Source organism: Pseudoalteromonas luteoviolacea (assembly GCF_021654285.1).
Classification (GTDB): Bacteria; Pseudomonadota; Gammaproteobacteria; order Enterobacterales; family Alteromonadaceae; genus Pseudoalteromonas; species Pseudoalteromonas luteoviolacea_J.
In genome coordinates this window covers 11,324-34,926 of record NZ_JAKFZS010000043.1, presented here as the reverse complement: position 1 = coordinate 34,926, position 23,603 = coordinate 11,324, and the positions used below count along the sequence as shown (strand labels likewise).

Genomic DNA, 23,603 nt, shown 5'->3' with positions numbered 1-23,603 from the left:
CGATACAGTAGATTTGACCGAGTTTCGCGCCAAAAGCTTCGGCATATATATTGGCTTTATCCTTTGCGTTGCGAACAGCTTGCATGGTCGCTTCTTGCCGGAATTGAGATGATTTTGATGATCTAAATTTGATGTCGTCTATTGTGTCGATTTTTACACTCAGGGCGAAATTGAGAAAATTATTGAGCTTGGTTATGTCTGTTAGCGTGACAGTGAGTGAGTGGCGATATAACCTGATTCTACTGGGTTGTCCTCATCATCATAAATAATATTAGGTTCAGTTAATAATCTAGACGCCGAGACATGTTCATCTTTAATACCAAATGTCCCCAATCCTTCTTATAAAGCATTGACCCGTTTATCTAGCGCTTGCTTTGCCGCCAAAGCAGTACTTTTCATGACCTCAACTTCAAAAGAAATATCAGCAAGGTCGGGCTTTGCTTCAACTGTTGCACTGCCTTGTATACTTACATGTCTATTGTTGGGCAGTGGCGAATTGGCATACACGGACATGGCGCAAAGGGAGGTAAGTGTAAAATAAATGGCTTTCATAGTGGTTCCATTATTATTATTTTGATATCAAATTAGCATGCTTTAAAAGCAAAGGTAATGATATTAATCTACTTTTGTAGTTACCTCCCTTAACTAGTAAGCCCTTATAACAATGATTTATATAATCCTTTGATTAAGTTCTGCTGCCGTTTACCGCAGAGGCTTTTGTCGTATTTATTTGGGGTATGAAAAGATTCAGTCACATAAGCAAAAGCAAGTTGTGATTTGGGGTCGGCAAACCCAATGGAACCACCCATACCCATATGACCAAATGCCTCTAAGTTGGGCCCCATTGGGCAAAAGTCCGGGGAGTTGAGCATCATACCAGCGCCCATGCGCCATTGCTTTTGGGTTGTCAGCTCTTGCCCTGCAAAACTCAATTGCGTCATTGTTTTAACCTGTGACAGTGGTAGAAGTGTTTTGCCTGTTAAAGTCCCGCCACTTGCTAAGAACGCATACATTTTTGCGAGCCCAAAGGCTGAAGCATGGCCAGATACCGCAGGGATCTCACTATTATGCCAAGCAGATGAGTTTGGGTGATAGTGTTCACTACACGGTCTAAAATACTGGTATTTCCAATAAGGAATATAAGGCAACCAACGGGACATTATTTTTAGTCCAAAACGAGAAAAGGCTGGGCTTGATTTTATATCCCGATGCGGATGGTTTTCTTGCCTTTTTAATGCGCAATCAATTTCAAACGGCTGTGCTATTTCTTGATCGAAATATGTGCTTGGCACACGGCCATCAACGCGGCGTAATACCTCACCTAAAATATGACCGTATGTAAGGGCATGATATACGAGCTTTTGTCCTGCAAGAAAGATAGGATCGGCTGATTCAAGATTGCTAATTGATGCTTGCCAATCAAATATATCATGGGGTTTTCCCGTAGAGTGGCAAGGTAATCCCGCGCTGTGATTGAGCACAGAGGCAATGGTGATATGTGCTTTATTGTGTTTTGCAAACTCGGGCCAGTAACGACAAATAGGGGCATGTAATTCGATTTGCCGATTTGCAGCTAATTTGTGGATGCAGATAGCCAGCATTGCTTTTGAGCAAGACATTACACTGACTCTGTGATTTGCTTGCCAAGGTGACGTGTGTTCGTTATTGCCATATAAGTTAACCACTAATTGCCCGTTGTGATAAACACAGATCGCCGCACCAGTTTCGTGGTGTTGTGTAAAGTTATCTACAAAAGCATCCTTGAGGGGCTTAAATCGGTTTAAAACTGTACCTTTAATTTCTGGTGTCTTGCTATCGTCATGGTTATTAACTGAAGTAAAATTGTTCATCATGTATGGCTTGTGATTGAAAGTGCGTGTTGTATTGAACGCACATTTTTGCCTATATCGCAGAGCCAGCAGAGCGCGATAAGGAGTTATTTTGTCACTGAATGGAGTTTTGAATAGTGCACACTGAACAAGTAGAGAATAGCGTGTTTTCAACAAGCGAATGGGCATTACAATCACAACAAGTATTAGAGAGTGGGAGTAGGTGGTCACAAGATTCGGATTATTGTATCGCTTTGCCTGAGAAGCTTGGTAAAGGAGCGAGTTTTGGATTTAATTATAATGACGATAGTGCATTGCAAATCAATGAACTGAACTTTAAACAACAGACAAAATTCGCAGCTGATAGCACTAAACTCTGTGGCGCATTTTTTGTTTTAGAAGGACGAGTGAGTATTACAACTCCTGCCACAGGTACTGTAATGATCCCAAAAGATCATCTGTGTTTATTTTTTATTGAACAATCAGCTTGTACATTTGAATATAGTGCGGGTGAAAATAAGGTGATGAGCTTCACTATGAGTCACGGGCTGATGTCATCGTTGATAGCACAATATCAACCAGCGAATTCTGTATCATCTTTAATCGAAAAAAACTTCATCTGTTTACCAATCAATTCGGCAATAAAAAATATGCTGAATCAAGTTTATGATTGCCAATTACCCGCTAAAAGCATGAAGCTATTAGTGCAAGCCAAAATGATGGAGCTGATGACTGAATTGCTGGAGTACAACCAAACCTATCACAATAGTCTGGCTACCATTAAAGCAACTGACTTAAAAGCGCTTTATCAAGCTGCAAAATATTTGGAGACTAATATGCAGTCTCCTCCGAGTATTGTTGAGTTGGCTAAAATCGTGGGTGTGAATGACTATAAGCTGAAGCAGCAATTTAAAATGGTGTTTAGCAGAGCGCCATTTGCGTATTTGACAGAGCTTCGCCTTAATCGTGCCGCTAGTTTATTGGCGCGCACAGAGTTATCCGTTATGCAGGTTGCTCAAGAGGTTGGTTACAAGCACGCAGGGCATTTTGCGAAAAACTTTAAGCTAAAGTTTGGTCGCACACCAAAGGCTTACAAAACATGGATAAGCTCAAACAATACATGATGTGGCTTTGGTTTGTTTGCTATTTGAGCGCTTAGAAATATTATTAATTTTTTTTGATCCAAATAAATGGCAGCTGCGTTTATACATGTGAAGGGTTTCTGATGTGTAACACATCCTTGGAGTCGCCCCTTCACCATGTCATGATAACGCGCACTTCGGTGCGCGTTAGTCTTTTCTAAATACAGCCATTACAAATTTATACTCTGTCAGGTTATTGTTGCGTTGTCGATAGCAAGTCCTGTATAAACATCGAGCTTAGCAACTTTACAAAAATAAGAAGAATAAAATGTGTACAAGGATAACGTTATTGTTCGCGGATTCTAAGGAGCTACACCAAGTAGCAACTTGGTACTATGAACAATGGGATAGCAAGCGAGTGAATAGCAGTGTGTCAGACGTCATTGCTAAACTCTCAAGCACTGATCAGCGACTTGGGTTTACTGTGCATTTTAATGAGCAGTTGGCAGGTGCTGCCGAGATTAAATTCATGAATGGACGTTGTTGGTTAGATGGCGTTTATGTGGATGGTCACTTTCGTGGCAAAGGATTAGCAGAAGAGCTGGTTAATTTTGCCAAGCAACAAGCTACAGAACGTGGTTGGTCATCATTAAATTTGAAATGCGAGCCTGATCTCATAGCCTTATATCAAAAGTATGGCTTTGCCGTTTTTGACACTCGCGATGGCAAATCACTGATGACCTGCAAATTAATGCCCTGATCATACTTGGTTTTTAATCGGCTTCTTGCTGCGCACACGCTAGCGGTTCTTCAGTAGGCTGTGAGTGTAAGCTAGCAGCTTGATCCCTGATATTCTTTTGGACAGCAACGGCTGCATACAGGCTCATTAAATATGCGAGTCCGTAAAACCCTTTTTCACTGAGTAACAAGTCTGCGTTATACAAGCCAATCAGCAAGAAGAGAATGGCACTGCCTGTCGATATTAAGCTTAGCGCATGGTAAATATCCGAAGTCTTTAAACGGTCTTGTTTATCTCGAATGCTTTTTTGTAATGAAACCGCTGAAAACAGTCCATATAAGAGAATAACCAAGTAATAACCTTTTTCATTCAGTTGCATAGAGGCGTTAAATAAGCCTATACAGTATGTGATTACACCCGTGGCTAATATGGTCATAGAAGCAAGATTAAATGCTTTGCTCGGTGCTTGTGTTGGGGTTATGTTGTCCATTATTAAATCTCTCCTCGTTTCTGTACTGGTGTATCCGGTGTCAATATCGCCGAGTGGGCCAGCAATCCGTATTGCTCGAGGTAGTTACGAATGCTGGTAAAAGTTGCAACTTGTACATCCCCGCTGTGGTCTTTTCTATAAATGTCATCTTTAAATACAGAGCCAAAGAACAATTTAAAGCGACTAACTGATAGAGGTTGTGCCTGAAAATAGGCTTGTGTGTTTGCTTTTAGCTGCGCCATATCTGTGGTTTTATAAATCGCAGCGTTAATGACATTAAGGGTATGCTCTGTACAATTTTGTCTTCTGTTGTTGTATGGGTTAGCAATCAGCGAGTATTTTGGATTATGAACTTGCTTAGCCACGCCATTATTAATTGCTTCAAGTAATTGCTTTTGAACGTTCAATGTGGGGATGGCTATCCCTGCTTTTAAGTCTTTTACCGACCAAAAAAAGTCAGTTGGGTAGTCAACAATCAGTTGGCTTGCTGCTGGATCATCTGTTTTCTGATAAAGGTTGTGTATGGCATATCCGAGCTTTTTTTCACCATTTTGCATTGTGATATTAGAATATACAGCGATTGCCGCATGGGTGAATTCAATGCCCTTTGGCAAATCTTTACTCGGTTGTCCTACCCTTGCGATAATGAATGCATATGCTTGGTGCGCAGCACCATAATGTTCAACTTTTTTAGCAAACTGAATGATATCAGCTGGGTTATAGCTTGGCTCTGACGATTGCTCACTCCCTGCTAAGACAAGCATACTTTGCATAAGCAGAATTAAATAGGAAATGCATTTTAACGTATTCATGTCTTCCCCCTATTGGGTGTGTGAAGGAGGAGGCCCTGCAACGACAATGTCGTTACTAATCGCTAATGGCTCATGATTTGCTGATTGAGGCGCTGTTTCTGTCGCACCGATACTGAGTGCATTGGCATTTTGTATTACAGCATTTGAAATGGCAACAGGCACTGCTTCTATGGCATTTGAAACTGTGATCCCCACGATCACACTGCCTGCAGCACTGTACACGCTTGCTTTTGATACGTCCTTTGATGCGTAACTTGCGGGTGAAACAAGCAGAGCGATTGTTGCTGAGCTCAGTAAGGCTGTTTGCAATAACTTTTGAACTAACATTTGAAAACTCCATATTTCGTTGTGTTGCTTTTAAGCTAGCAGACTGGACGGAGTTGTATACATAATAATACCGTGTATTAATACAAGATACTTTAAGTATCAAATTTTAATACTATGAGCCAGATCCCACTCGTTTCAAATACGATAAAAATGCTATTAAAGCAGCGCAAACTCACTTATAAGGATGTCGCTACACATCTTGGTCAAAGTGAGGCAACAATAAAGCGAATGTTCTCCAATGACTTATTTTCGTTACAAAAACTTGAGAGTATTTGTGAGTTGCTAGAGCTTACTTTGTGTGATTTGTTTTCACTGTCGCAATCTCAGCAATCACAGATCAGCCAGTTGAGCGTCCAGCAAGAACAAGAGCTCATGGACAATCCAAAGCTTTTCTTAGTAGCAGTTTGTGTCAGAGACGGTTGGGAGTTCGAAGATATTGTTTCGCGCTATCAAATTGAAGCACTAGAGTGTATTCGCTTACTAGCGCATCTAGATCGCTTAAAAATGATTCAGTTGTTACCAAATAACAGATATAAATTGCTGATAGCACAGGATTTTAGCTGGATCCCAGGCGGGCCATTAGAGTCGTACATCGAACAACAAGTATTAGGTAAATTTTTACAGGGTGAATTTAACCAAGAAGATAGTTATCGTTTTTACTTAAGAGGTAGCTATAGCGATGCGACAATCGCGACCATAAAACGTCGATTGCAGCAACTCACCAAAGAAGTTGCGCAGCTTAATGAACAAGACATTAAACTGCCGTTGAGTAAACGCAGAGGGGTTGGCCTTTTGCTCGCTATGCGGCCTTGGCAACTGGGGCAATTTAAAAACATGCTGAGGGAATCAATTGAACCCAATAAAGGAACAAATGGTCGTGATTAAGTTGAAAAAAATGCAATTAAAAAATACCTTGTAAGGGTACCTCAATGGAGGGTACCTAGATAAATTATTCTTAATCCTTGAATTAGACTTAATTCGTATGCATTTGCTACATAGTTAGTCGTTGTTATTAGAGTGTTAAATTCATGATTGATTAATTTTTTCTAATTATTTAGTATTGTATTTCTTGGCTCTCAAAGCAGAACAAAAATTAATAAAAATACCACGTGAACCGTGGATTGATGGGTCTTACATGGAACAAAATAGCTCTTTCGCTCAATCAGCAACTTGTCTCAAGCAAGCTGTCCCTTTTATGGTTAAGTACCAGATCCCGTTATCGCCGATGAACTATGCGATATGGTACTGCTATGTGTTAGGTAAAGAGCCAGAACTGAATCAAAAACTCGATGAAATTTTAATGGAGCATGGAACGTGTCCGCCTGAAAACGCAAAAGCGCTGTTCGATGAGTTTTTAAGTGAGCAGGATCTTGCTCTTTTCCACGAAATGTCTGATCTGGTAAAAGGCACTCTCAATACCGTTGAACAAGAAATCAGTAATACGCTTCACTGTTCGGAAGAGTTTTCGGCCGTATTATCTGAATGTCATGTCGGGTTACATCAGCTAAAAAAGCAAAATGTAGGGACCGGTCCTGAGATATATGATGGGGTACTGAGCTACGTCTCTAAGTTAACTCAAGAATCTATAGTGATGCAGCACAATGCGCTGTGCTTTCAAAAAAAGCTGGAAGTTGCCTATAGTGAAATCAAGCAACTTCAAGAAACGTTGACCGATGCTCAAACCAAAGCAAGTACGGATAAGCTCACAGGACTGCTAAATCGAGGTAAATTCGACGACGACATTATTAAGTTTTGTGATGATCCAAGTCAGTTTCAAAAAGTCCTTATTTTTATTGATATTGACCACTTTAAGCAATTTAACGATGAGTTCGGCCATCAGCGTGGTGATGATGTGTTGCGAAAAGTTGCACAAAAGCTTCAGTCACACAGTGAAAGGCAAGGTGCAGCTTATCGCTACGGAGGGGAGGAGTTTTGTATTTTAATTTCTTTTTCCAGCATCAGCGAAGCCGTTGGCTTTTCTAATCGTATTCGCGAAGATATTGCAAAGCTGTCTATAAAAGATAAAGAAACCGGTGAAGTACTTAAACATATCAGTGCCAGCTTTGGCATTGCGCTTTATGGTAAAGAAATGTCTTGGCATAGCTTAGTTGAATGTGCTGATAAGGCTCTATACCTCGCAAAATCTCATGGACGAAACAGAGTTGAAGTAGCAGGCTAGCTGCTTCCAATACCTTCCAATTAAGCGGTTCTTGTTCGATAAGAGCTGCTGTCTATATATATTTACAGTTTGATAATTTAATCCATTTTTAACTTAAACATCACGTTTGTTTCAATTTTAACCACTAGTATTTATGGCTTAAAGGTCGATGAAGCGTCCCTTTTTTGATCTTTAAAGTTAAATATTTGAAACTAAATTGCGTCATTAATTTGATTTTTGAGTTTTTACTTGCAATTATTTTGTAGCTAAACACGAAGTCGTTGGTGTGTTTACTTTATTAATATAATAAAAATGGAGCGTACGTCAGTGAAGTCAATCAAGCAAATGTTAGTGAGTGGTTTTGTACTCACGTTGATGGGAACAAGCATCAATGTAAGTGCTAAAGCATATAAAACGGTATTAGTACATGGGTTTCAATCGCAGCAGCTATCTGCCATTGACCCGACAAAGGTAGAAAGTGATGGTCAAGCTTACTGGGCAGACTATTGGGGAGCACTTGCCGATGAGCGTATTGATTGGCCATCATACGAGCGAATTGAAGGTAAAATTGCAAGCGACTATTTGTGGCCTAAACTACGGACCATGTCTGAGCAAGGTGTATGTCAGCCAGGTTGTGTCTTTTTAACGCACTCAACGGGTGACTTAGTTACACGCTATATCATTGATAACCAAGCAAACTGGTTAGAGAATGCGGGTCTTGAACCACTTAACATCGTTGCGACTTTTGATGTTGCCGGTGCTGGTGGCGGTAGCGAACTTGCAGATCTGGCTGTCAGTGCGGCAAATGGACTGGCAAATCCGGTTATTGAGGCAGCTGTTAGAGCGTGGCTAGGTCGTTCAGTGGGTCAAACTCTTGGTGTATTACATGATTTGAAAGTAAACAATGCACGTCAATTGGCGACTTTCCCAAGTGATCGAACACCAAGACTTAGAATTGTAGCCGATGGCGATCTTTATTTTAATGCTACAAAACTATTTTTACCGGGGATCGACGATAGCGTTGTCGCAGCGCATTCTGCCTGTGGCGCAAACCAAGCTGGTGCTTTTGACAGCTGTAGCGTTAGCGTTGGGATGGACGGTAAGCTGGAAAGCCAAGATGGCGTAAGAAACTTCTGGCCATATCACTACCCAATGTTAATGAGTGATAACTATGATCACTTTTCGGTTATCGTAAATCAGTCAAAAGGCAAAGTAACAACGGCCAATTCATCTATTCAGCTTGCACCAAATAAGCAAGTGGCTTTCTCAACGTATGAAGAAGAGAAGGGCTTCTGGATTTGGAAGAAGAAGTATAGATATGTAAGGCAGTCAGATAATAACAGCATGTCAGCATTGTTATTTGCTGCTATGCCTGAGTAATTGCGATGAACAAAAAGGTCGTAATTGTAATAAGTGCCCTTGCGGCACTTATTATTTTGTATGTATTTATGTCTGATGACACTGTGCAACCAGCTCTAGTGCAAACACAAAAAGCCACTGAGCAGGTGGTTGTTGAAAAAGCGCCTGATGAGACGACTGAGCCAGAAACTGAGGAGGCTGCGAGTGCCGTAGATATGTCGCCTTTTCAGCTAACAAGCACTCAAAAAGCTGCAAAAGTGATAGCGAGCAACTACCGTGAAACTTTACGTTATGCGCCTTATTCTCAGCCATTAACTGTGAATGATGTTGATCGTTTAGAGCCAAATCGGTTCATCCCTTTGACGGTTCCAACCTCAGATATGTCCGGCACGATTTCACTCTCATTAAACAAATATCGCTTTATTTACCCTGAACCTATAAAACTGACTTTAACCGGTGACGCGGTAACGCGCGCCAAAGTTATTGTGAGCATAGTAGATGAGCGAAAGGTTTTGCTTGAAAAGTCGCTAGCTGTGTCAGAAGCTGGTGCAATGCTTGAGCTCGCAGGTAAGGAAAGTTTTTCTGGCGACTTACAATTGAAAGTAGTGGCTGATGTCGCAGGAGATCCCATTACAATTGTTGCGCAGGCAAAGTACGATCAGCCAAGTGCAAAGTTGATTGGTTTGAAGCATACAGAAGTAAATGGCAGCGACTTGATAATGACATTATCGATGGATGTTGAGGACGCGGGCATTTATCGCGTTCGAGCAAATTTATATGATGGCGCACAGCCATTAGCGCACCTTGTTGCCAAGTCTAAGTTGTCGTCTGGACGACAAGAGCTGCAATTAAAGGCGCACCAATCGGTGCTACCGGATAAAAGTTCAGACCTAAGGCTCATGACGTTTGTTGTAGAGCGTATGTCTTCAGTGCCAGGTGAGCGGACTCGGTTTGGTGAAAGTGAAGTGACCGAAATCCCCTTGATAGACGTCGATTTATCTGAGCTATCAAGAGATCCCTACAGTCCAACAACCAAAGAGCGCGCAAGCTTAGAGTTTTTAGAAGGCATGGCGAACCAGAAAAACCTTCACTAGCGCTAATCTGTGTTGAATCGGCCAACAAGCTCATTGAGGTTGTTGGCAAATATCACCAGCTGCTTTGCGCCATCATATAAGGTGTCTGCTGATTGACTTACCTGTTTGATTGATTGGTTAACCCCTTCTATTTGCGTTCGACTATCACTGGCATAGGCACCTTGCTGCTCAGCTTGCTCAGATATATTCGCAATGATTGGTTTCACGCGTGAAATTGAGTTTGCAATGTCTTCAAAAGCTTGATGGGCTTGCTCCGATTGCTCAATAGCCGATTTAGACTCCTCAACACTGAGGGTCATATGCCTTGATACTGAGCGAGTTTGCTCAGTGAGCTTGGTCAAGACCTTTTCAATGTCTTTGGTGGCGTCATGGGAGCGTTGAGCAAGAGTACGTACTTCATCAGCAACCACCGCAAACCCACGTCCTTGCTCACCAGCTCTAGCAGCTTCGATTGCGGCATTGAGTGCCAACAAGTTAGTTTGTTCAGCAATGGTTCTGATAACTTCCAATATGTTGGTAATATTATTGCTTTGATCTTCTAGTTCACTCATTGCTTTTGCTGAGCTACCAAGTGAGTCATTTAAAGTGGCCACTTGCTGCACTGTGCTTCGTATTAACGTATTACCATGTTGGGCATGAGCATCTGTATTAGAGATTTCGCTAAGCGCTTGCGTGCAGTTATCGTTGACGGTCATCGCCATGTTTTCCATTGAATGGGTGTGTTCAGCGGTTTGCTCAGATGTGCTGGCTTGATGATGACATTGACCCCGTATTTCATCGATACTACCGTGAGACTGTTGGGCTTGGTCGTTTAAATTGCTGGCATTACTTTTTATGTCAATGACGAGTGCATTGATTGAGTTTAAAAACTGATTAAACCAGGCTGCGAGTTCACTTATTTCATCATTGCCTATAACTTGCAGTCTTTTTGATAAATTGCCTTCCCCTTGCGCAATTTCTTTTAATCCTTCTGAGACCATTTCTATGGGGTAGACAATTTTATTGGCAAGTACGATAGCGATGACAACAAATAATACCAGCATAATGATAGCGATAACGCTAATGTTGTAAGACATAGTATAGGCAGAGGATAAGATTTCATCTTCATCCATTAACGCGATAAAAGTCCAATTAAGCGTGTTTGAATGGTAGAGCTTGGCCATCAACTTATGAGTACCATTATCAATTTCAATCAAGGCATCTTTGGGGCCGTTTTTAATAGCTTGATATTTGGGGGCGGTTAATTCAGCGATATTTTTAAAGTTACTATCAGGTTGCTTAGGATCAGCCAAGATAGTACCACTCCCATCCAGTAGCATTAAATAGCCGGTTTCTCCGAGTTGGATATTACTGACAATATCGGTCAAAGTGGCCAGCGTGACATCCAGAGACTGAACGCCAACCAAGGTATTATCACGCTTAATGGCCGTTGCAATGGAGACCATGGCTTGACCTGTTACGCCTTGATAAGGATCTGTAATGACCACGTCACTTGCTGATTTTGTGACTTCTTGGTACCAGGGGCGCTTACGTGGGTCGTAGCCGCCAAGTGGCTCTGCTGGGTATTGTATAAAACCGCCTTGCGTTGTGCCTAAATAAACAAATAGCAATTCTGGGTGCGTCACGCCAAAGCTTTTAAATAGCTCAAAAATCTCAGCTTCATTACTGCCTGACGTTTCAGGTGTCATCATTTTTTCAGCACCGAAATAGGTTGTCGTATCATCTCCTACTTGGGTGACAGCCTGACTTTGTGCCAAAAATCGAGCGTTGTTTTTCATTTGGTCAAAAAACAGCACAAAGGTGTTTTCTACCTGACGTATTTCACTGTCAGAGGATGCGGTAAATCGAGTTAGAGATTCTTCTTTGGTGCGCGTAATACTCATAATGGATATTGCTAATATTGGTATTATCACTGTCAGTACAAAACTACTAATCAGCTTTTGGCGCATTCTCATAACTCACTCCTACATCAATGCTTTTAAACAGTATAGTTGCAGAATGACGTCTTGGTTAGGCGAGCTTAGATATAAATTTCAGAAGGTGTTTGTTGCTTTTAATGAGATATTTTAGCTCGTCAATATCCTTATAGTTATCGACTTAGGTGCTCTTTTTTTAAAATTGAATACAGGTAGCTATCAGCAAACCCTGAATCAAGTGGCATATGCTCGCGAAGATGTCCTTCTTTTTGCATCCCAAGCTTTTCCATAAGTTGCCAAGAAGCAGTATTTGCTGTGGCGCAAATCGCAGTAATTTTATTGAGCGTAAAACGTTCAAATAATTGCGAAATGAGAGCACTAGCAGCTTCATATGCATAGCCTTTTCTTTGTTGAGTAGGACTTAGACGGTAACCAATCTCACCGATTTGACGATCCACATGGGTAAACTTAAACAGCATCTCGCCAATAAATTCATTAGAAACTTTATGCTCAATGGCTAATAAAAGCTTTTGACCATCGATGTTTTTCCAAGGTTGGCTCGCTTCTTCTATGCGCTTTTGTACATCCTCAATTGTGGCCGGTTTTCCGATGTACTTTGATGTCTCAAGGTCTCTGCGGGATTGATAAACTGCATGCAAGTCTGAGTTCTTTAATGGTCTAATTCTGAGTCTTTGTGTTTCGAATTGCATTGGACGTTCCTTGAATGCTGTGGTTCGGGTTTTTGGCTTTGGCCAAGTTTTTTGCTGCAAAGATAACAATTACAGAAGTTGCAGCAATGATGATTGAGATAGAATCAGGACCTGTGATCACATACTGATTTGCTAACCATGCAATAATAGAAAAAATTAACAACTCAGTCGCCCCGACCAGCGCATTGGCTGTACTAGAGCGGGACTTATGAAAGTGGCCAACATAGTACATGTAGATTGGAAAAAAGCCGCCAAAAATGAATAAAATAGCGCCATATGCTAAGGTTACCGCGTAAACTGAGTCATGAAAAAACCAAAATGTCAGTGCGCTTAATGGTAGGGCTGGCCATAAATAGACGACGACTTTTAAATGACCAATTTGCTTTTGCATTATTTTCGCAAGGGATGAACCGACAAGTAAGCCGCCCATACAAACTGTCATGGCTTGACCAATTTGTTCAGTGGTAAAGCTAAATTGATTACGCAATAAAAACGGAAAATAAAGCTGGATGGTCAAATATAAAAATGTAGGCGCCCATTTAAGCACCGCCATTGAAGTAAAATAACGGCTGAGAAAAATGTCTTGATATTGCTTTACAAGTGCTGAAGGGCGCAGTGACATGGCGCTAGATTGCTCACTGGGAAATACCGCTAAACCAAAGATCATGACGAACCCATAATAAGCGATCAGCGCATATGACATCCCCTGCCAAGAAAAGTGTTCAGCAAGGGTACCTGCACACAATGGGGTGATAATTGCCACAATACTGGCTGAGATTGCTAAGTTGCCCATAGCGCTATTAAGTTTACTGCCGTTAAATGTGGCATATAAAATTGCGCGGCTAACAAGTACAGGGGCTGCACTACCAATGCCTTGCAATATACGCCCAATCAAAAATGTATTGGGGCTCTCAGCAACGGCACACAGCAAAGTGCCGACTATCAAAATAATCTGCCCACCGATAAAAATTGGTCGACTGCCATATTTGTCACATAGTGGCCCGGCTATGAGTTGAGACGCGCCTAAAGAGAGAAAAAAGCTAATGATGATTGCTTGGCTTGCACCTTCTGTAAGCGCTAAATTTTGCGTAATGTCAGGTAAGACAGGCATAAATATTTGACTAGCCAGCTGAGAGCAAGACAATAAAAAAGCAGCCAATGCAATATACGGATTCAAGATATGCACTCTTCAGGGTTTTACAATGATGCGTACTATATCGCGCTTTTAATGTCCTAAAAATAAGGTAATAATTAAAAGACTTTTTCTTACTAGGAATTAATATGGATTGGTTAAGCGCTGTTCGTAGTTTTGTGGTGTTGTCAGATATGGGTAGTTTTACAAAAGCCGCGGACGTGATAGGGGTGTCGGCTTCTGCAATGAGTAAGCGTATTGATTGGTTAGAAAAACAGTTAGGCCAGACTTTGTTTGTACGCACAACCCGCAAAGTAAGCTTAAATGAAAATGGGTTGCGATTTTTATCGTACGCGAGAAATTGGGTTGGTCAATTTGACGATATGCTTGAGCAAGCACAAGGCAGTGAGTTGGAGCCTCAGGGCACTTTAAAAATAGCCGCAACTCAGGCGATTGGCAGTAGTTTATTGATGCCAATCATTGAGACATTTTTGCAAAAGTATAAAGATTTAACTATTCACTTAAATATACTGACACCTGGCTCACCGCCAGATCTTGAGCATGACCTCGTTATCACGAGTTACTACGAAGAGTTTGACTCCATGGCACACAAAGGCGTTCGCCTTGCTGATTATCAAATGACGTTATTTGGCGCACCGAGTTACCTCTCTCAATGTGCGCAAATTAACTCCATTGAAGATCTTGCCTCACATAAAATGCTGCTAAGTAATTATTACCAAAAGAAAGGCGGGATCATTTTAGAAGATGGCAGTTTATTTGACTTCAGCCATTATAATTTTGTCTCTGATCATTTAGACGCGCTGATGAAAGCCGCTATTCAAGGAATGGGGCTCATTTTTATCTCACCGCAGTATGTGGCACGGGAGTTAACAGAAGGTGTTTTGATCCCTGTATTACCTAACTTGAAATCTGAGGTAAAGCAGCTTTGGGCTTATTACCCGAATACACGCTTTACCCCATACAAAACTAAGCTATTTATCGAAGAGCTTAAATTGAGCCTTACTCAATTAAAAACGGTAATTTAGCCCCGCGCTTAACTGAAATTGGTTTAAGACATCGCCATCGAAGTGCCAGATACAATTGTCTTGTGTTTGCGGATCATCATCGCAGATAACATGAGATGTATTTTTCACAATCGTGGCCATCCATCTTAGTTCAGTAAAGGCATGAAACCCTGCGCCAATATTATAATCAAGGCCGGTAAATAGACCTGATGCAAAAAAGTCATCGGCCTCAGCAAAATTTGGTGTAACACGGTTTACGCCAATATGGGCACCCACATAGCTAGATAAGTTATCGTAGATTGGGATCTCAATGGCACTTTGAAATAGCAAGTACTCCATATCGACCTTCGCAGCTTCATTGTCTGCAAACTCCGTTTCGTGAAAGCTATAAAAGAAGCCATAGCGCGTATTATTGACTACTCTATCGGCGGAAACGCCAAAATGGCTGCTGTCCTCAAGATCAACTTTAAAATCTTTGGTTGTTTGTAAATCATGATTCGTTGAGTAACCGCCAAATGCAGATATCGCAAAACCAGTGTCAGCTGCGTGAGTAAAGTGGCTAGCACTGAGTAAGCCGAGAGTCGTAATGATGCCAAGTAGTGTTTTCATACATAATCCTTTTATGCGAAGTTGGTGCTATTTTGGCATAAATTTTTGTATGAAGGGAGTGAATTAAAAATAAACAAGTATGTGTGATATAGATTGCTGCTCGCGAAATAACAGATAGCTGCAACCTGTGAAAGTTAATAAAGCAGAGCGTTGTACATCAATTTACTTATTAGTTCGCTTCATTATCGACTCTGCAACAGGGCAGCCAAATAAGTCCGTGTGAATAAAATGACTTGCTTTATTTTTGGCTTTTTTAAGATATTAAAGTCGAGCTCTATCGTGTTAGTCCATGGGTAACACTGATTATCAATATCACACGCTCTTGCTTTTACAGCTACAATCTGAGCCTCTTGAGTGGTAATTGTCTGTGACTGTTTGTGAAAGTTGAGGAGATACGTGATAAGGAAACCAGACAAGTGGTTCTGATCTTGAAGCGCACTCCTGGCCAAAGTGCGCAGTCATGTTCTCCAAATATGCTAGTGAGGGTTTTGTGAGCTTACACCAGCTAAACTCTGCTTTAGAGTTTGTTTTTGATAGCTTAGGAATTGAAATGGTAAAGTCTATCACTGTTGTGACAATATAGCTGCTTTATTAAATATTCACCGTTCTGCAAGGTGGTGTTAAGTAGGGCTATCAAAAAGTGTAATTACCCCAGCTTTAGTACAGCTCATTAGTAGAATGATGCTGCCTCCAGATAGCTCATTGGAGTTTGATCTCCTAGTGCATCGTGAGGCTGTTTACGTGCTCTTAAGTGTTCGCCCCTAGCTCTGCGTTTGCTTGTTTTCACAGCTTTTTTGAGATGATTTCCTCAAGCATTGAATGTTTTAAACTGAGAGTTGCAAACATGTCTTTTAGCTTGCGATTTTCATCTTCGAGCTCTTTTAAACGTTTAACATCAGAGGCTTCCATCCCACCATATTTAGAGCGCCACTTATAAAATGTACTTTGACCAACACCATGTTTACGGCATATTTCCGGTATAGGCACACCCTATTCAGCTTCTTTGATCATGCCGACTATCTGTGTTTCGGTGAAGTTAATTTTTCGCATCGTAAAATTTCCTTCTTATATTGATAGAAATTCTACTCGCAAAGTCGGGAATAGACTAAAGTGTGAAAAATCATATCTGAGTTGGTTAATCACACTTTGGTGGGCGCTTAGTTTTTTGTATTTTGTGGCGCACAATATTTATCTTGGTTTTTCCAGTGCGCATCATCAAAAATAAACATAAAGTCAGATGTGCGCAGACCAAAAACCGCCTTTTTTAAGCTGGTATCACATTTGACAGCAATGCCGCCTTTGGCATGACAATTCATGCACGACGAGCTGTTATAAATTGGCTTTTTTTGGCCTTCAACTTGTTCATTACCTATTTGCAAGAAGGTTTCCAGCACCTCATTGGTTAAGTAAACAGGGTATGGATGATTGCCCGAATAATTCTCTAGTTCCACTTGTTTAGAGGTGCTTACTTTGCCGGTATTATCGGTGAGTGGTTCACTTCTGTCTGTTGTGAACTGGGTGCCAATCAATTGATAAAACTGTAAAACGGAGTTTTCAGCCGTCAGCGCTTCAACGACATGTTCATTCACTTGTCTCGTGATGGGGCTAATGGCGTCAATACGGGTGACTTGCGTTTTCGATTGTCCGTTATCAGCATTGTTCACAGGGCAAGTTGGGCAGTTTCTGTCATAGAAGGAGGGTGATAACCCATCGATATTACTCTTATGTGAAAAGGTTGAATAAACCCAATTTTTTGAGCTGCCCGTTTTTTGAATAATGTGAAACCCAACAACGCCCATATATTTATTCGTGACAGTGTAAGGGCTACTTTGGCCGGATACAAAATCCTCATACTCTCTGACAGGCAATAATCGGGTGATGTATTTGCTTTTATCATCATCTGGCTCGAGTACCTTCCAAGCCACTTTGATTTCAATGGCCATACCTGGCGTAGTGGAAGACCAGTCAAATTGTGTGAGGTCTTGTATTTTATCACATTGTGTTTGAGACGGATCTTTACATGCCAAAAAGCCAATGGTATTTACTGTGATACAAGCATCATTGTCGATGTCGTTGTCATTTTTACATGCCCAAGCACGCTTATTGGCATAGTCAATTTGACCATCCAAGTTATAGAATGATTTCTTTTTAATAAACTCGAATAGGTAAGGGCTGACAAATTTTTGGTAGTAAACGGGGTTATTGGATTGATCGATTAAAATAGCATCTTTGTATGGCATGTGCGGTGGGGCAACCTGTTCAACCAACCTAAGTGGCTCGATGAGCGATGCGTTGTTGTTAAACTGCCAGTCGACAGGCGTTACACCTTGTTCAAGAAAGATTGTGTCGGTTTCTCGCCAATTTAACCAAACAGGGTTGCCACAATTGGCGTCTTTATCGCAGCGACCCAAGTTTTTCTGTGTTATCTCGTAATGATTATTTACCTCCCGGTTCAGCGCAATGAACTGTAGCCATGAAAACAAGTTGTAGCGATTGGTGAGGTAATCTATTTTTGCTTGATAGTCGCTGCTTGACGAGGATATTGGCTTTAAATCTTCGCACATATTTTTGTTATATGCGTCTAGAGGGTAGTACTCGAGTTGTGTCATCCCTTTGGGCAGCAATGGCACATCAGTCACCTTGCACTTGTCTGTTGCTAACCAATCCGGGTACGTTGCATAGGTTGCATCTGTAGCTTGGGCACCAAAAGCTATCGCCATTGCGAGATACATTGATCTCATTGTAAAAATCTCCTTTTTTGGAATGGACTTGAATGTAAATAGGATTTCAAGTTGACGGTAGAATCCTCAAATAAAGAGAACTTATTATAAAAAATACAATCATGATTGTTTGCATCTAGCCAAGTTTGTAGCTCAGATAAACTTTGGTATTCATCCTGGGCGTGGCATATGTCTGAAACAAAGTCGATAAACGGTTTATCGATGTAATTGTTATCGTGTGATGTGATCCACGGTAGCTCAATTTCAAGTTTGCTAGATAAGGTGTCATTAAAAGAGATGCTAATCTGTGTTTTTGGGGTGATGCCTTTTACAAAATCGAGCAGTTGAACCAATTTGTCATGATCCCCTTCCCAATCTAAGTCTCTCAGAAGGGGTAAAACAGATGTTGTGTCACAGGTTAAGACAAATTTTGTTTTCAATTTCTCTCGAGCAAACGTAAACCCAATGTGGTTTAGTTTTGCCTTATCCAAACAGCCCAAGACACGTTGTGCTGTTGCTAAATGGCTCGGCACAAGACGGGTGACGAGATCCGTTGTCAGTGATGATAATTTCTGTTTATTGTTGTACTTTTCACTTTGTGTGCTGACATAAAAAGTCGGGATACTGGGGTAGTGCGTGCTATTCCAATCAAAGCTAAACCAAACTAGATTGATAGGCCTGTATTCAGGGTTAATCCTTCTTTGCTCTATGAACTTGATTATTTCACTTGCATATTGGTCGTGTGTAAGCTGCGCAACATAGTTTTCGAGTTGTTCCAAATCAGCAGGGGCACAGCTGTAAGCCAGTAAAATATCGCAAGGGCGGTGTCTTATTTTCGAGCGGTATTCGTAGCATATGCCTTTAGTATTTTGAGGAACAACCTCGATGAGACTTTGGGCCAGCGCAGGCTGATTTCTGTTTATAAGAGAAGAGAATGACTGATCTAAGCACGTATGTAGTTGTAATGTCGTATATCGCATAGTATTGGTGGGTAAATAATTACCCACCTCCCATCATTACCAAACGGTCTTGATGTCGTGATCAATTTCAGTTCTTAGCTCTTCGGCATATTGTTCCCATAAGCTGTCAGTAAGGCCCGTCTCGTTAGAAATTTTAGTGATGAGCTCTTGCTGAGTTGGTGTTAATGCAAAGTCAGTCATTACACCATCTAAGTCAGACTGTGCCTGTGCTTTTACAGACTCCGTGTTTGCCACATGATAAGTAAAAGAAAGTAGACCTGTAGGGTACGTTGCTGCGTCAGACATAATTATCTCCATTTAAAGGTTATCGTATTGATTAAGATATCGGTTTTGGTTTTTACTTTTTTCGCTAATGTACTCTGCATACGCATCTTCATAACGCCCATCGTTGCGTAAAAATAGAAACTTAGCTAAGAAAAAGTAATAAAAATAACGGTGAGATTGATAGCCCATAAATTGGGCTATATTTTCCTCAAAATGCTCAAATGAATTTTGTGTATCGATATTGGCCAAGTATTTAAGCATGGTGTTATATCCAAGCCAGCCAATATTGTTGGTGTTTTGCGAGTGGATGTATCCTTGCTCGGAATGCAACTTGGCGTTTTTTAGACTGTGGTTAAAGTCATTGAGCTCAGTGCTGATGGCACTTTTGAGTAAGAAGTACCAAGCTTGAAAGCCATGAGTGGCTGAAAGTACATCTTCGACGTTAAGTTGTCTCGCAAGCATAAGTTGGTCTCGCATGGTTTCATCTGCTTGTTGCTCCAGACCTAGCAAGAGTTCAGATAACCCTTTGAAGCCAATGCAAACCAATTCAGAGCAAAATCCAAAGTTGGCAGAAATGGCCTCAGGACTGTTGTCAAAAAAACCACGCTTGGGCAATGAGTCTATTAAGCTTAAAACGGTGTCAAACTCCCCAAATGAGAAATGAGTTTGTACAACAACTTCAGCAATTATGGGGTGAACATGACTTGGCATATCGTCTATTGTTTGCGCAAGCCCAATGCCTATCTGATGCGCTACATTCATATCGCCTGATGCATAGGCGTGTAGCCATTGCCCACGCTGTGTGAAAAACTTTTGTGTCGGATCTTGAATCTCTTCCATCTTACGGATATTTTCTTCCATATTCGACACGGCTTGGCTATCAAGCCAGCCATTGTAAGCGATACGAGATGCGGCGAGGGCATTTTTAACAGACGTTGCCAGCGCGCTGTCTTCAATGTTACCTGCATTGATAATCTCCAATGCTTCTGCATAAAATGCGCTGGCTTTTGCTACAAAAAAGCGCGTGGTTGCTTGTTTCGCACTGTGCAAAAGCAGTGTGACCGCTTCATTAAATTGACCGACTTTTTTCAAGTGAAATGTGGTGAGCAGTGGATCTCTATCAAAGTGGTTTAGGGTTTCGAGTGCAGACAATATTTGTAAGTGTTTGGCTTTGAACTCTTTAGCACTTTGGCTTTCATAGGCAGCATCTCGCACCAAAGCATGTTTGAATATATAGCTGTCGCTGTCCACTCTACGTTGTTGCACAATGAGATCTTTGTCAATCAGTTCATTCAAATCATTTTGAATTTGATCCTCACTGAGTGAAGATGCCGCTACCAGCAAATCATAGTCAAACTCTCTGCCGATTGTTGCAGCCAATTGCGCTGTTTCTTTCGCATGTACAAGACAGTCAAGCTTCTGTTGCAAAGACTCTCTAAGGCTGCCTGGGACCTCATTTTGCTTGTCTGGGTTGATGAACTGAATAGCACCTTGTTGTTCATGGACAAGGCCTTTTTGTTTCATCATATCTACCAGCTCTTCGATAAATAGAGGGATCCCATCTGTTCGATTAATCAGTACATTCCTGACTGAATCGGACACTGATTTATTTTCGAAAAGTTGTTCAATAAAGTCTTCGGTTGCTCTAGAGGTCAGTTTATTAAGTTCGATTTCAAGTAGCGTTAAATCGTGTAAGCAGTTTGGGGCCGGTTGCCGTGATGTGCTAATCAGAACATGATGGCCGTCTAGACTCGCTGCAAAAAATTGAATGAACTCCAGCGTGGTTGCATCCGACCAATGAATGTCTTCAAAAACATATAGTTTATTGTTGCAGATAGCATTTTCATCTGTGCTTAATAGGCTTGCCAAGCCCTTAAACAACAGTGCTTTTTGCGATTCTGAACTCAAAGAAGAGGGGTGGATATGTTCAGGTAACTCGACATTTAGCCATACAAGTAACACAGGCATCATGTGTGTTACATCTATGTCAGAGCCTGCACTGCTTAATAATGTGGTGAATTTAGCAACGATTTCTGAGGGGCTAAGTGTCTGAATATTGTATAGATACTTAACTAGGTTAATAACAGGATACAAGCCATTGTTTTGGTGCTCTGGCAAGCACTGTGCAACCAGGTGTTGATATTGAGATGCATTGTCTCTTATTTCTTGCAATAAGCGAGATTTACCTATGCCTGCCTCGCCGAAGATGTGGGCGATGCGGGTTTTCGTATTCTCATCGTTAATGATAGACAACGTTTTATCTAACTCATGTTGTCTGCCAACCAGCTTGTGGTGGTTCTTAGTGCCACGCATAAAGCCAAAGGCTTCAATGCGTTTTTCACCATTGAGGTTATAAACTGTCAACTGATCAATGGATAATCCCAACTGAATGTTGTCGAAATAATCAAACTCACTGAACGGTTCTAGAATAGAGCGTGTTTCTGCTGAGCATAAAATCTGCCTCTCGCCCGCAAGGCGAGATAACTCCATGGCAATATTAGCCACATTTCCTTCTGGCACTGCATTGGCATATGTGACAAAAATACCAGAGTGGATACCAACATGCGCATTAAGCTGAATGCCATGCGCTTCTTGCATTAACGCATTTCTTTTGGCTAATTCACTGATGGCTTCGAGTGCGGTGCGAGCGCTCAAACGTGTGTCATTGTCACTGGCAACGGGATAGCCAAAGTAAAACAACATGGTATCCGCTAGATTTCCGACATGATAAGCACCAAACCGGGTCGCGATATCGATGCAGTGGTTGCGTTGGGATTTAAAAAGCGTATCTATGATATCAAAATCTTTGGCACTTTCATTGAGCCTCTTAGCACTTAATCGAAGTGCTAACACCGTGATTTGTTTACGCTCAGTAAGGGTTGTGTAATCGTGTACGACGGGACTATTTGGATCGTCATTACGCAGCACAACTGTATTGTCATCAAAACCATGTTGTGCCTGCACATCGGCTAAGATACCGACCAAGTTAGACACGTTCATGGTATTTAACTCAGAAAACACTTCTTTACCGGAGATCACTCGTTCAGTGGCATTTTTCTGCAAGACTCGACGCAGCAGCCCTGAAAGCGGATGCCCTAGTAGGGCGCTGGGGATCGGGATATGCACGTCACTAAGCTGCTTATGATATATTGAAGCTACGCTTGACCCCGTAACCGCTGGCATGCCCGTTAAGCATTCAAGTAATACTAAGCCCCATACGTATAAATCAGTTTTCTCAGAGGCTGGCTCTCCTCTTAATTGCTCTGGGGCACTGTAAGAAGGCGTGCCGATTGTCTCTTGCGTTAACGTGATGGTTGCAAAGTCTTGATGACGGCTTTCTTGCGTGAGAGTACCGATACCAAAATCAAGGATTTTTGCATGTGTTTTCGCTCCCGCTTGTGTAAGCATTATGTTGGCGGGTTTGATATCTCGGTGAATAATACCTTTTTTATGGGCGTGGATCAGTGCATCGAGCACTTGTAACATAATATCGGTGGCTTCAACTGCGTCCAGCGCTCCTTCTTGCATAAGGTATTCACGCAGTGATTGGCCTTCAATATACTCAAAAACACCATATAACAGGTGTTCATTAACCTGTCCTTTATCTAATAATCGAACGATATGCGGGTGCTCTAATTGCCCACTAAGTGCAGTTTCACGTTTAAAGCGTTCAATATATCGTTTCTTTTTTGATTCTTCTAAGTGGGGCTCAAGGGCTAAAAATTTAATAGCAACAGTTTGTTCTGTATTTTTATTGCGTGCTTTATAGACTTTACCAAAACCACCCTCGCCAATCTTATGAAGTAGCTCATATTGGGAAGAATCGAAGTTATTCTCTATATATGGATCAGAAAAATGAGTTAATGACATTATGTTTATTCTACGAGTTAATTATTGTTGCCAAGAAACATTTGATGCAATTGAATGTAGATAGTACATCGTTTTTTAGTGGTTGACGATTACAACTTATAATTAATTTCACATATATAATACATACGATTTTTTACCTAGTAAGAAACGCTTGTCTTATTTTTATTATTCCAAATATAAGGATTAAAGATTGTGTCTTTTGTCTCTTATATCGGTATATCGAGATTTTCTATTTTTTATTGTTGTGTTTTTTGGTCTTTTCTCATGTGGCTTTTTATTGGTTTAAAAGCCAAAGATGAGAATAGTTTTTCTTTAGGCCAGTAACTTAAGCTTGCAAAGTTTGACTGACTTCAAATTTTTAAATTCAAGGCTAGTTGTTAAGTGTTGCTTTTTTCTTTTGATTTAATGTTTATGTACTGCGCAGTGTAATAAGGTGTAATATTTTATTATTTCCAATCCTGTAATAATTGATTTAATCAATTTAGGA

22 protein-coding genes are annotated in these 23,603 nt (G+C 41.1%); 7 read left to right on the top strand and 15 right to left on the bottom strand.

The genetic code is table 11. The annotated features are described in order from the left end of the window. The 3 genes from L1077_RS27705 to L1077_RS25235 form a co-directional block, all read right to left on the bottom strand. The coding region (locus tag L1077_RS27705; RefSeq protein WP_369334840.1) for an SIMPL domain-containing protein at window positions 1-238 on the bottom strand (238 nt) is incomplete at its 3' end. A 101-nt stretch (window positions 239-339) separates the two neighbouring features. Beyond that, a complete protein-coding gene (locus L1077_RS27515) occupies window positions 340-552 on the bottom strand; it encodes an SIMPL domain-containing protein (RefSeq protein WP_275424249.1) in 213 nt (70 codons plus the stop codon). Between the two features lie 104 nt (window positions 553-656). Then, window positions 657-1,853, bottom strand: a complete 1,197-nt coding sequence (locus L1077_RS25235; protein ID WP_237139552.1) for a serine hydrolase domain-containing protein — start codon at window positions 1,851-1,853, stop codon at window positions 657-659. A 113-nt stretch (window positions 1,854-1,966) separates the two neighbouring features. Between L1077_RS25235 and L1077_RS27665 the strand changes: the two genes are divergently transcribed. Further along, complete coding sequence (locus L1077_RS27665; protein WP_237139551.1) at window positions 1,967-2,953, top strand: helix-turn-helix transcriptional regulator; 987 nt, start codon at window positions 1,967-1,969, stop codon at window positions 2,951-2,953. A gap of 286 nt (window positions 2,954-3,239) precedes the next feature. Further along, window positions 3,240-3,671, top strand: coding sequence for a GNAT family N-acetyltransferase (locus L1077_RS25225; RefSeq protein WP_237139550.1), 432 nt, complete (start codon window positions 3,240-3,242; stop codon window positions 3,669-3,671). Between the two features lie 13 nt (window positions 3,672-3,684). Here L1077_RS25225 and yiaA read toward each other — a convergent pair whose 3' ends face one another. From yiaA to L1077_RS25210, 3 genes are read right to left on the bottom strand one after another with little or no spacing between them, the layout of a single operon-like run. Then, window positions 3,685-4,140: an inner membrane protein YiaA gene (yiaA, locus tag L1077_RS25220; protein WP_237139549.1), complete on the bottom strand. Its 456-nt coding sequence runs from the start codon at window positions 4,138-4,140 to the stop codon at window positions 3,685-3,687. A gap of 2 nt (window positions 4,141-4,142) precedes the next feature. Beyond that, complete coding sequence (locus tag L1077_RS25215) at window positions 4,143-4,952, bottom strand: DUF2145 domain-containing protein (RefSeq protein WP_237139548.1); 810 nt, start codon at window positions 4,950-4,952, stop codon at window positions 4,143-4,145. Between the two features lie 9 nt (window positions 4,953-4,961). Beyond that, window positions 4,962-5,279 (bottom strand): hypothetical protein, encoded by a 318-nt coding sequence (locus L1077_RS25210; protein ID WP_237139547.1) that lies wholly within the window; start codon window positions 5,277-5,279, stop codon window positions 4,962-4,964. Window positions 5,280-5,393: 114 nt separating this feature from the next. On the opposite strand from L1077_RS25210, the gene L1077_RS25205 reads away from it, so the two are divergent. The 4 genes from L1077_RS25205 (at window position 5,394) to L1077_RS25190 (ending at window position 9,890) form a co-directional block, all read left to right on the top strand. Further along, on the top strand, window positions 5,394-6,164 hold the full coding sequence (locus L1077_RS25205) for a helix-turn-helix domain-containing protein (protein ID WP_237139546.1): 771 nt from the start codon (window positions 5,394-5,396) through the stop codon (window positions 6,162-6,164). A gap of 250 nt (window positions 6,165-6,414) precedes the next feature. Then, window positions 6,415-7,458: a GGDEF domain-containing protein gene (locus L1077_RS25200; protein ID WP_237139545.1), complete on the top strand. Its 1,044-nt coding sequence runs from the start codon at window positions 6,415-6,417 to the stop codon at window positions 7,456-7,458. A gap of 291 nt (window positions 7,459-7,749) precedes the next feature. Beyond that, window positions 7,750-8,817 carry a hypothetical protein gene (locus tag L1077_RS25195; RefSeq protein WP_239033105.1) on the top strand — a complete coding sequence of 356 codons (1,068 nt, stop codon included), beginning with the start codon at window positions 7,750-7,752 and terminating at the stop codon, window positions 8,815-8,817. A gap of 5 nt (window positions 8,818-8,822) precedes the next feature. Then, entirely contained in the window at window positions 8,823-9,890 is a 1,068-nt protein-coding gene (locus L1077_RS25190) for a hypothetical protein (RefSeq protein WP_237139543.1), read from the top strand. Between the two features lie 2 nt (window positions 9,891-9,892). Here L1077_RS25190 and L1077_RS25185 read toward each other — a convergent pair whose 3' ends face one another. The 3 genes from L1077_RS25185 to L1077_RS25175 all read right to left on the bottom strand — a co-directional run bounded on the left by L1077_RS25185 (window position 9,893) and on the right by L1077_RS25175 (window position 13,693). Continuing rightward, a complete protein-coding gene (locus L1077_RS25185; protein ID WP_237139542.1) occupies window positions 9,893-11,845 on the bottom strand; it encodes a methyl-accepting chemotaxis protein in 1,953 nt (650 codons plus the stop codon). A 134-nt stretch (window positions 11,846-11,979) separates the two neighbouring features. Beyond that, window positions 11,980-12,516: a GNAT family N-acetyltransferase gene (locus tag L1077_RS25180; protein ID WP_237139541.1), complete on the bottom strand. Its 537-nt coding sequence runs from the start codon at window positions 12,514-12,516 to the stop codon at window positions 11,980-11,982. Further along, window positions 12,485-13,693, bottom strand: a complete 1,209-nt coding sequence (locus L1077_RS25175) for an MFS transporter (protein ID WP_237139540.1) — start codon at window positions 13,691-13,693, stop codon at window positions 12,485-12,487. The genes L1077_RS25180 and L1077_RS25175 overlap by 32 nt, the downstream gene beginning before the upstream one ends. Window positions 13,694-13,797: 104 nt before the next feature. Between L1077_RS25175 and L1077_RS25170 the strand changes: the two genes are divergently transcribed. Continuing rightward, a complete protein-coding gene (locus tag L1077_RS25170) occupies window positions 13,798-14,694 on the top strand; it encodes a LysR family transcriptional regulator (RefSeq protein WP_237139539.1) in 897 nt (298 codons plus the stop codon). Here L1077_RS25170 and L1077_RS25165 read toward each other — a convergent pair. The 6 genes from L1077_RS25165 to L1077_RS25140 form a co-directional block, all read right to left on the bottom strand. After that, window positions 14,677-15,282 (bottom strand): hypothetical protein, encoded by a 606-nt coding sequence (locus L1077_RS25165; RefSeq protein WP_237139538.1) that lies wholly within the window; start codon window positions 15,280-15,282, stop codon window positions 14,677-14,679. The genes L1077_RS25170 and L1077_RS25165 overlap by 18 nt on opposite strands. A 783-nt stretch (window positions 15,283-16,065) precedes the next feature. Next, on the bottom strand, window positions 16,066-16,269 hold the full coding sequence (locus L1077_RS25160) for a transposase (RefSeq protein ID WP_237139537.1): 204 nt from the start codon (window positions 16,267-16,269) through the stop codon (window positions 16,066-16,068). A gap of 170 nt (window positions 16,270-16,439) precedes the next feature. Further along, window positions 16,440-18,023, bottom strand: coding sequence for a hypothetical protein (locus tag L1077_RS25155; RefSeq protein WP_237139536.1), 1,584 nt, complete (start codon window positions 18,021-18,023; stop codon window positions 16,440-16,442). Beyond that, on the bottom strand, window positions 18,020-19,009 hold the full coding sequence (locus L1077_RS25150) for a hypothetical protein (protein WP_237139535.1): 990 nt from the start codon (window positions 19,007-19,009) through the stop codon (window positions 18,020-18,022). The genes L1077_RS25155 and L1077_RS25150 overlap by 4 nt, the downstream gene beginning before the upstream one ends. Window positions 19,010-19,018: 9 nt before the next feature. Beyond that, a complete protein-coding gene (locus L1077_RS25145) occupies window positions 19,019-19,267 on the bottom strand; it encodes a hypothetical protein (RefSeq protein ID WP_237139534.1) in 249 nt (82 codons plus the stop codon). 12 nt (window positions 19,268-19,279) lie between these two features. Continuing rightward, window positions 19,280-23,116 (bottom strand): TOMM system kinase/cyclase fusion protein, encoded by a 3,837-nt coding sequence (locus L1077_RS25140; protein WP_237139533.1) that lies wholly within the window; start codon window positions 23,114-23,116, stop codon window positions 19,280-19,282. Window positions 23,117-23,603: the final 487 nt, after the last annotated feature.

What these genes read in the sequence shown, in the direction of transcription:
- L1077_RS27515 (WP_275424249.1), bottom strand. Translation starts at nt 552, where the DNA reads ATGAAAGCCATTTATTTTACACTTACCTCCCTTTGCGCCATGTCCGTG.
- L1077_RS25235 (WP_237139552.1), bottom strand. Translation starts at nt 1,853, where the DNA reads ATGATGAACAATTTTACTTCAGTTAATAACCATGACGATAGCAAGACA.
- L1077_RS25225 (WP_237139550.1), top strand. Translation starts at nt 3,240, where the DNA reads ATGTGTACAAGGATAACGTTATTGTTCGCGGATTCTAAGGAGCTACAC.
- yiaA (WP_237139549.1), bottom strand. Translation starts at nt 4,140, where the DNA reads ATGGACAACATAACCCCAACACAAGCACCGAGCAAAGCATTTAATCTT.
- L1077_RS25215 (WP_237139548.1), bottom strand. Translation starts at nt 4,952, where the DNA reads ATGAATACGTTAAAATGCATTTCCTATTTAATTCTGCTTATGCAAAGT.
- L1077_RS25210 (WP_237139547.1), bottom strand. Translation starts at nt 5,279, where the DNA reads ATGTTAGTTCAAAAGTTATTGCAAACAGCCTTACTGAGCTCAGCAACA.
- L1077_RS25205 (WP_237139546.1), top strand. Translation starts at nt 5,394, where the DNA reads ATGAGCCAGATCCCACTCGTTTCAAATACGATAAAAATGCTATTAAAG.
- L1077_RS25200 (WP_237139545.1), top strand. Translation starts at nt 6,415, where the DNA reads ATGGAACAAAATAGCTCTTTCGCTCAATCAGCAACTTGTCTCAAGCAA.
- L1077_RS25195 (WP_239033105.1), top strand. Translation starts at nt 7,750, where the DNA reads ATGGAGCGTACGTCAGTGAAGTCAATCAAGCAAATGTTAGTGAGTGGT.
- L1077_RS25190 (WP_237139543.1), top strand. Translation starts at nt 8,823, where the DNA reads ATGAACAAAAAGGTCGTAATTGTAATAAGTGCCCTTGCGGCACTTATT.
- L1077_RS25185 (WP_237139542.1), bottom strand. Translation starts at nt 11,845, where the DNA reads ATGAGAATGCGCCAAAAGCTGATTAGTAGTTTTGTACTGACAGTGATA.
- L1077_RS25180 (WP_237139541.1), bottom strand. Translation starts at nt 12,516, where the DNA reads ATGCAATTCGAAACACAAAGACTCAGAATTAGACCATTAAAGAACTCA.
- L1077_RS25170 (WP_237139539.1), top strand. Translation starts at nt 13,798, where the DNA reads ATGGATTGGTTAAGCGCTGTTCGTAGTTTTGTGGTGTTGTCAGATATG.
- L1077_RS25165 (WP_237139538.1), bottom strand. Translation starts at nt 15,282, where the DNA reads ATGAAAACACTACTTGGCATCATTACGACTCTCGGCTTACTCAGTGCT.
- L1077_RS25155 (WP_237139536.1), bottom strand. Translation starts at nt 18,023, where the DNA reads ATGAGATCAATGTATCTCGCAATGGCGATAGCTTTTGGTGCCCAAGCT.
- L1077_RS25145 (WP_237139534.1), bottom strand. Translation starts at nt 19,267, where the DNA reads ATGTCTGACGCAGCAACGTACCCTACAGGTCTACTTTCTTTTACTTAT.
- L1077_RS25140 (WP_237139533.1), bottom strand. Translation starts at nt 23,116, where the DNA reads ATGTCATTAACTCATTTTTCTGATCCATATATAGAGAATAACTTCGAT.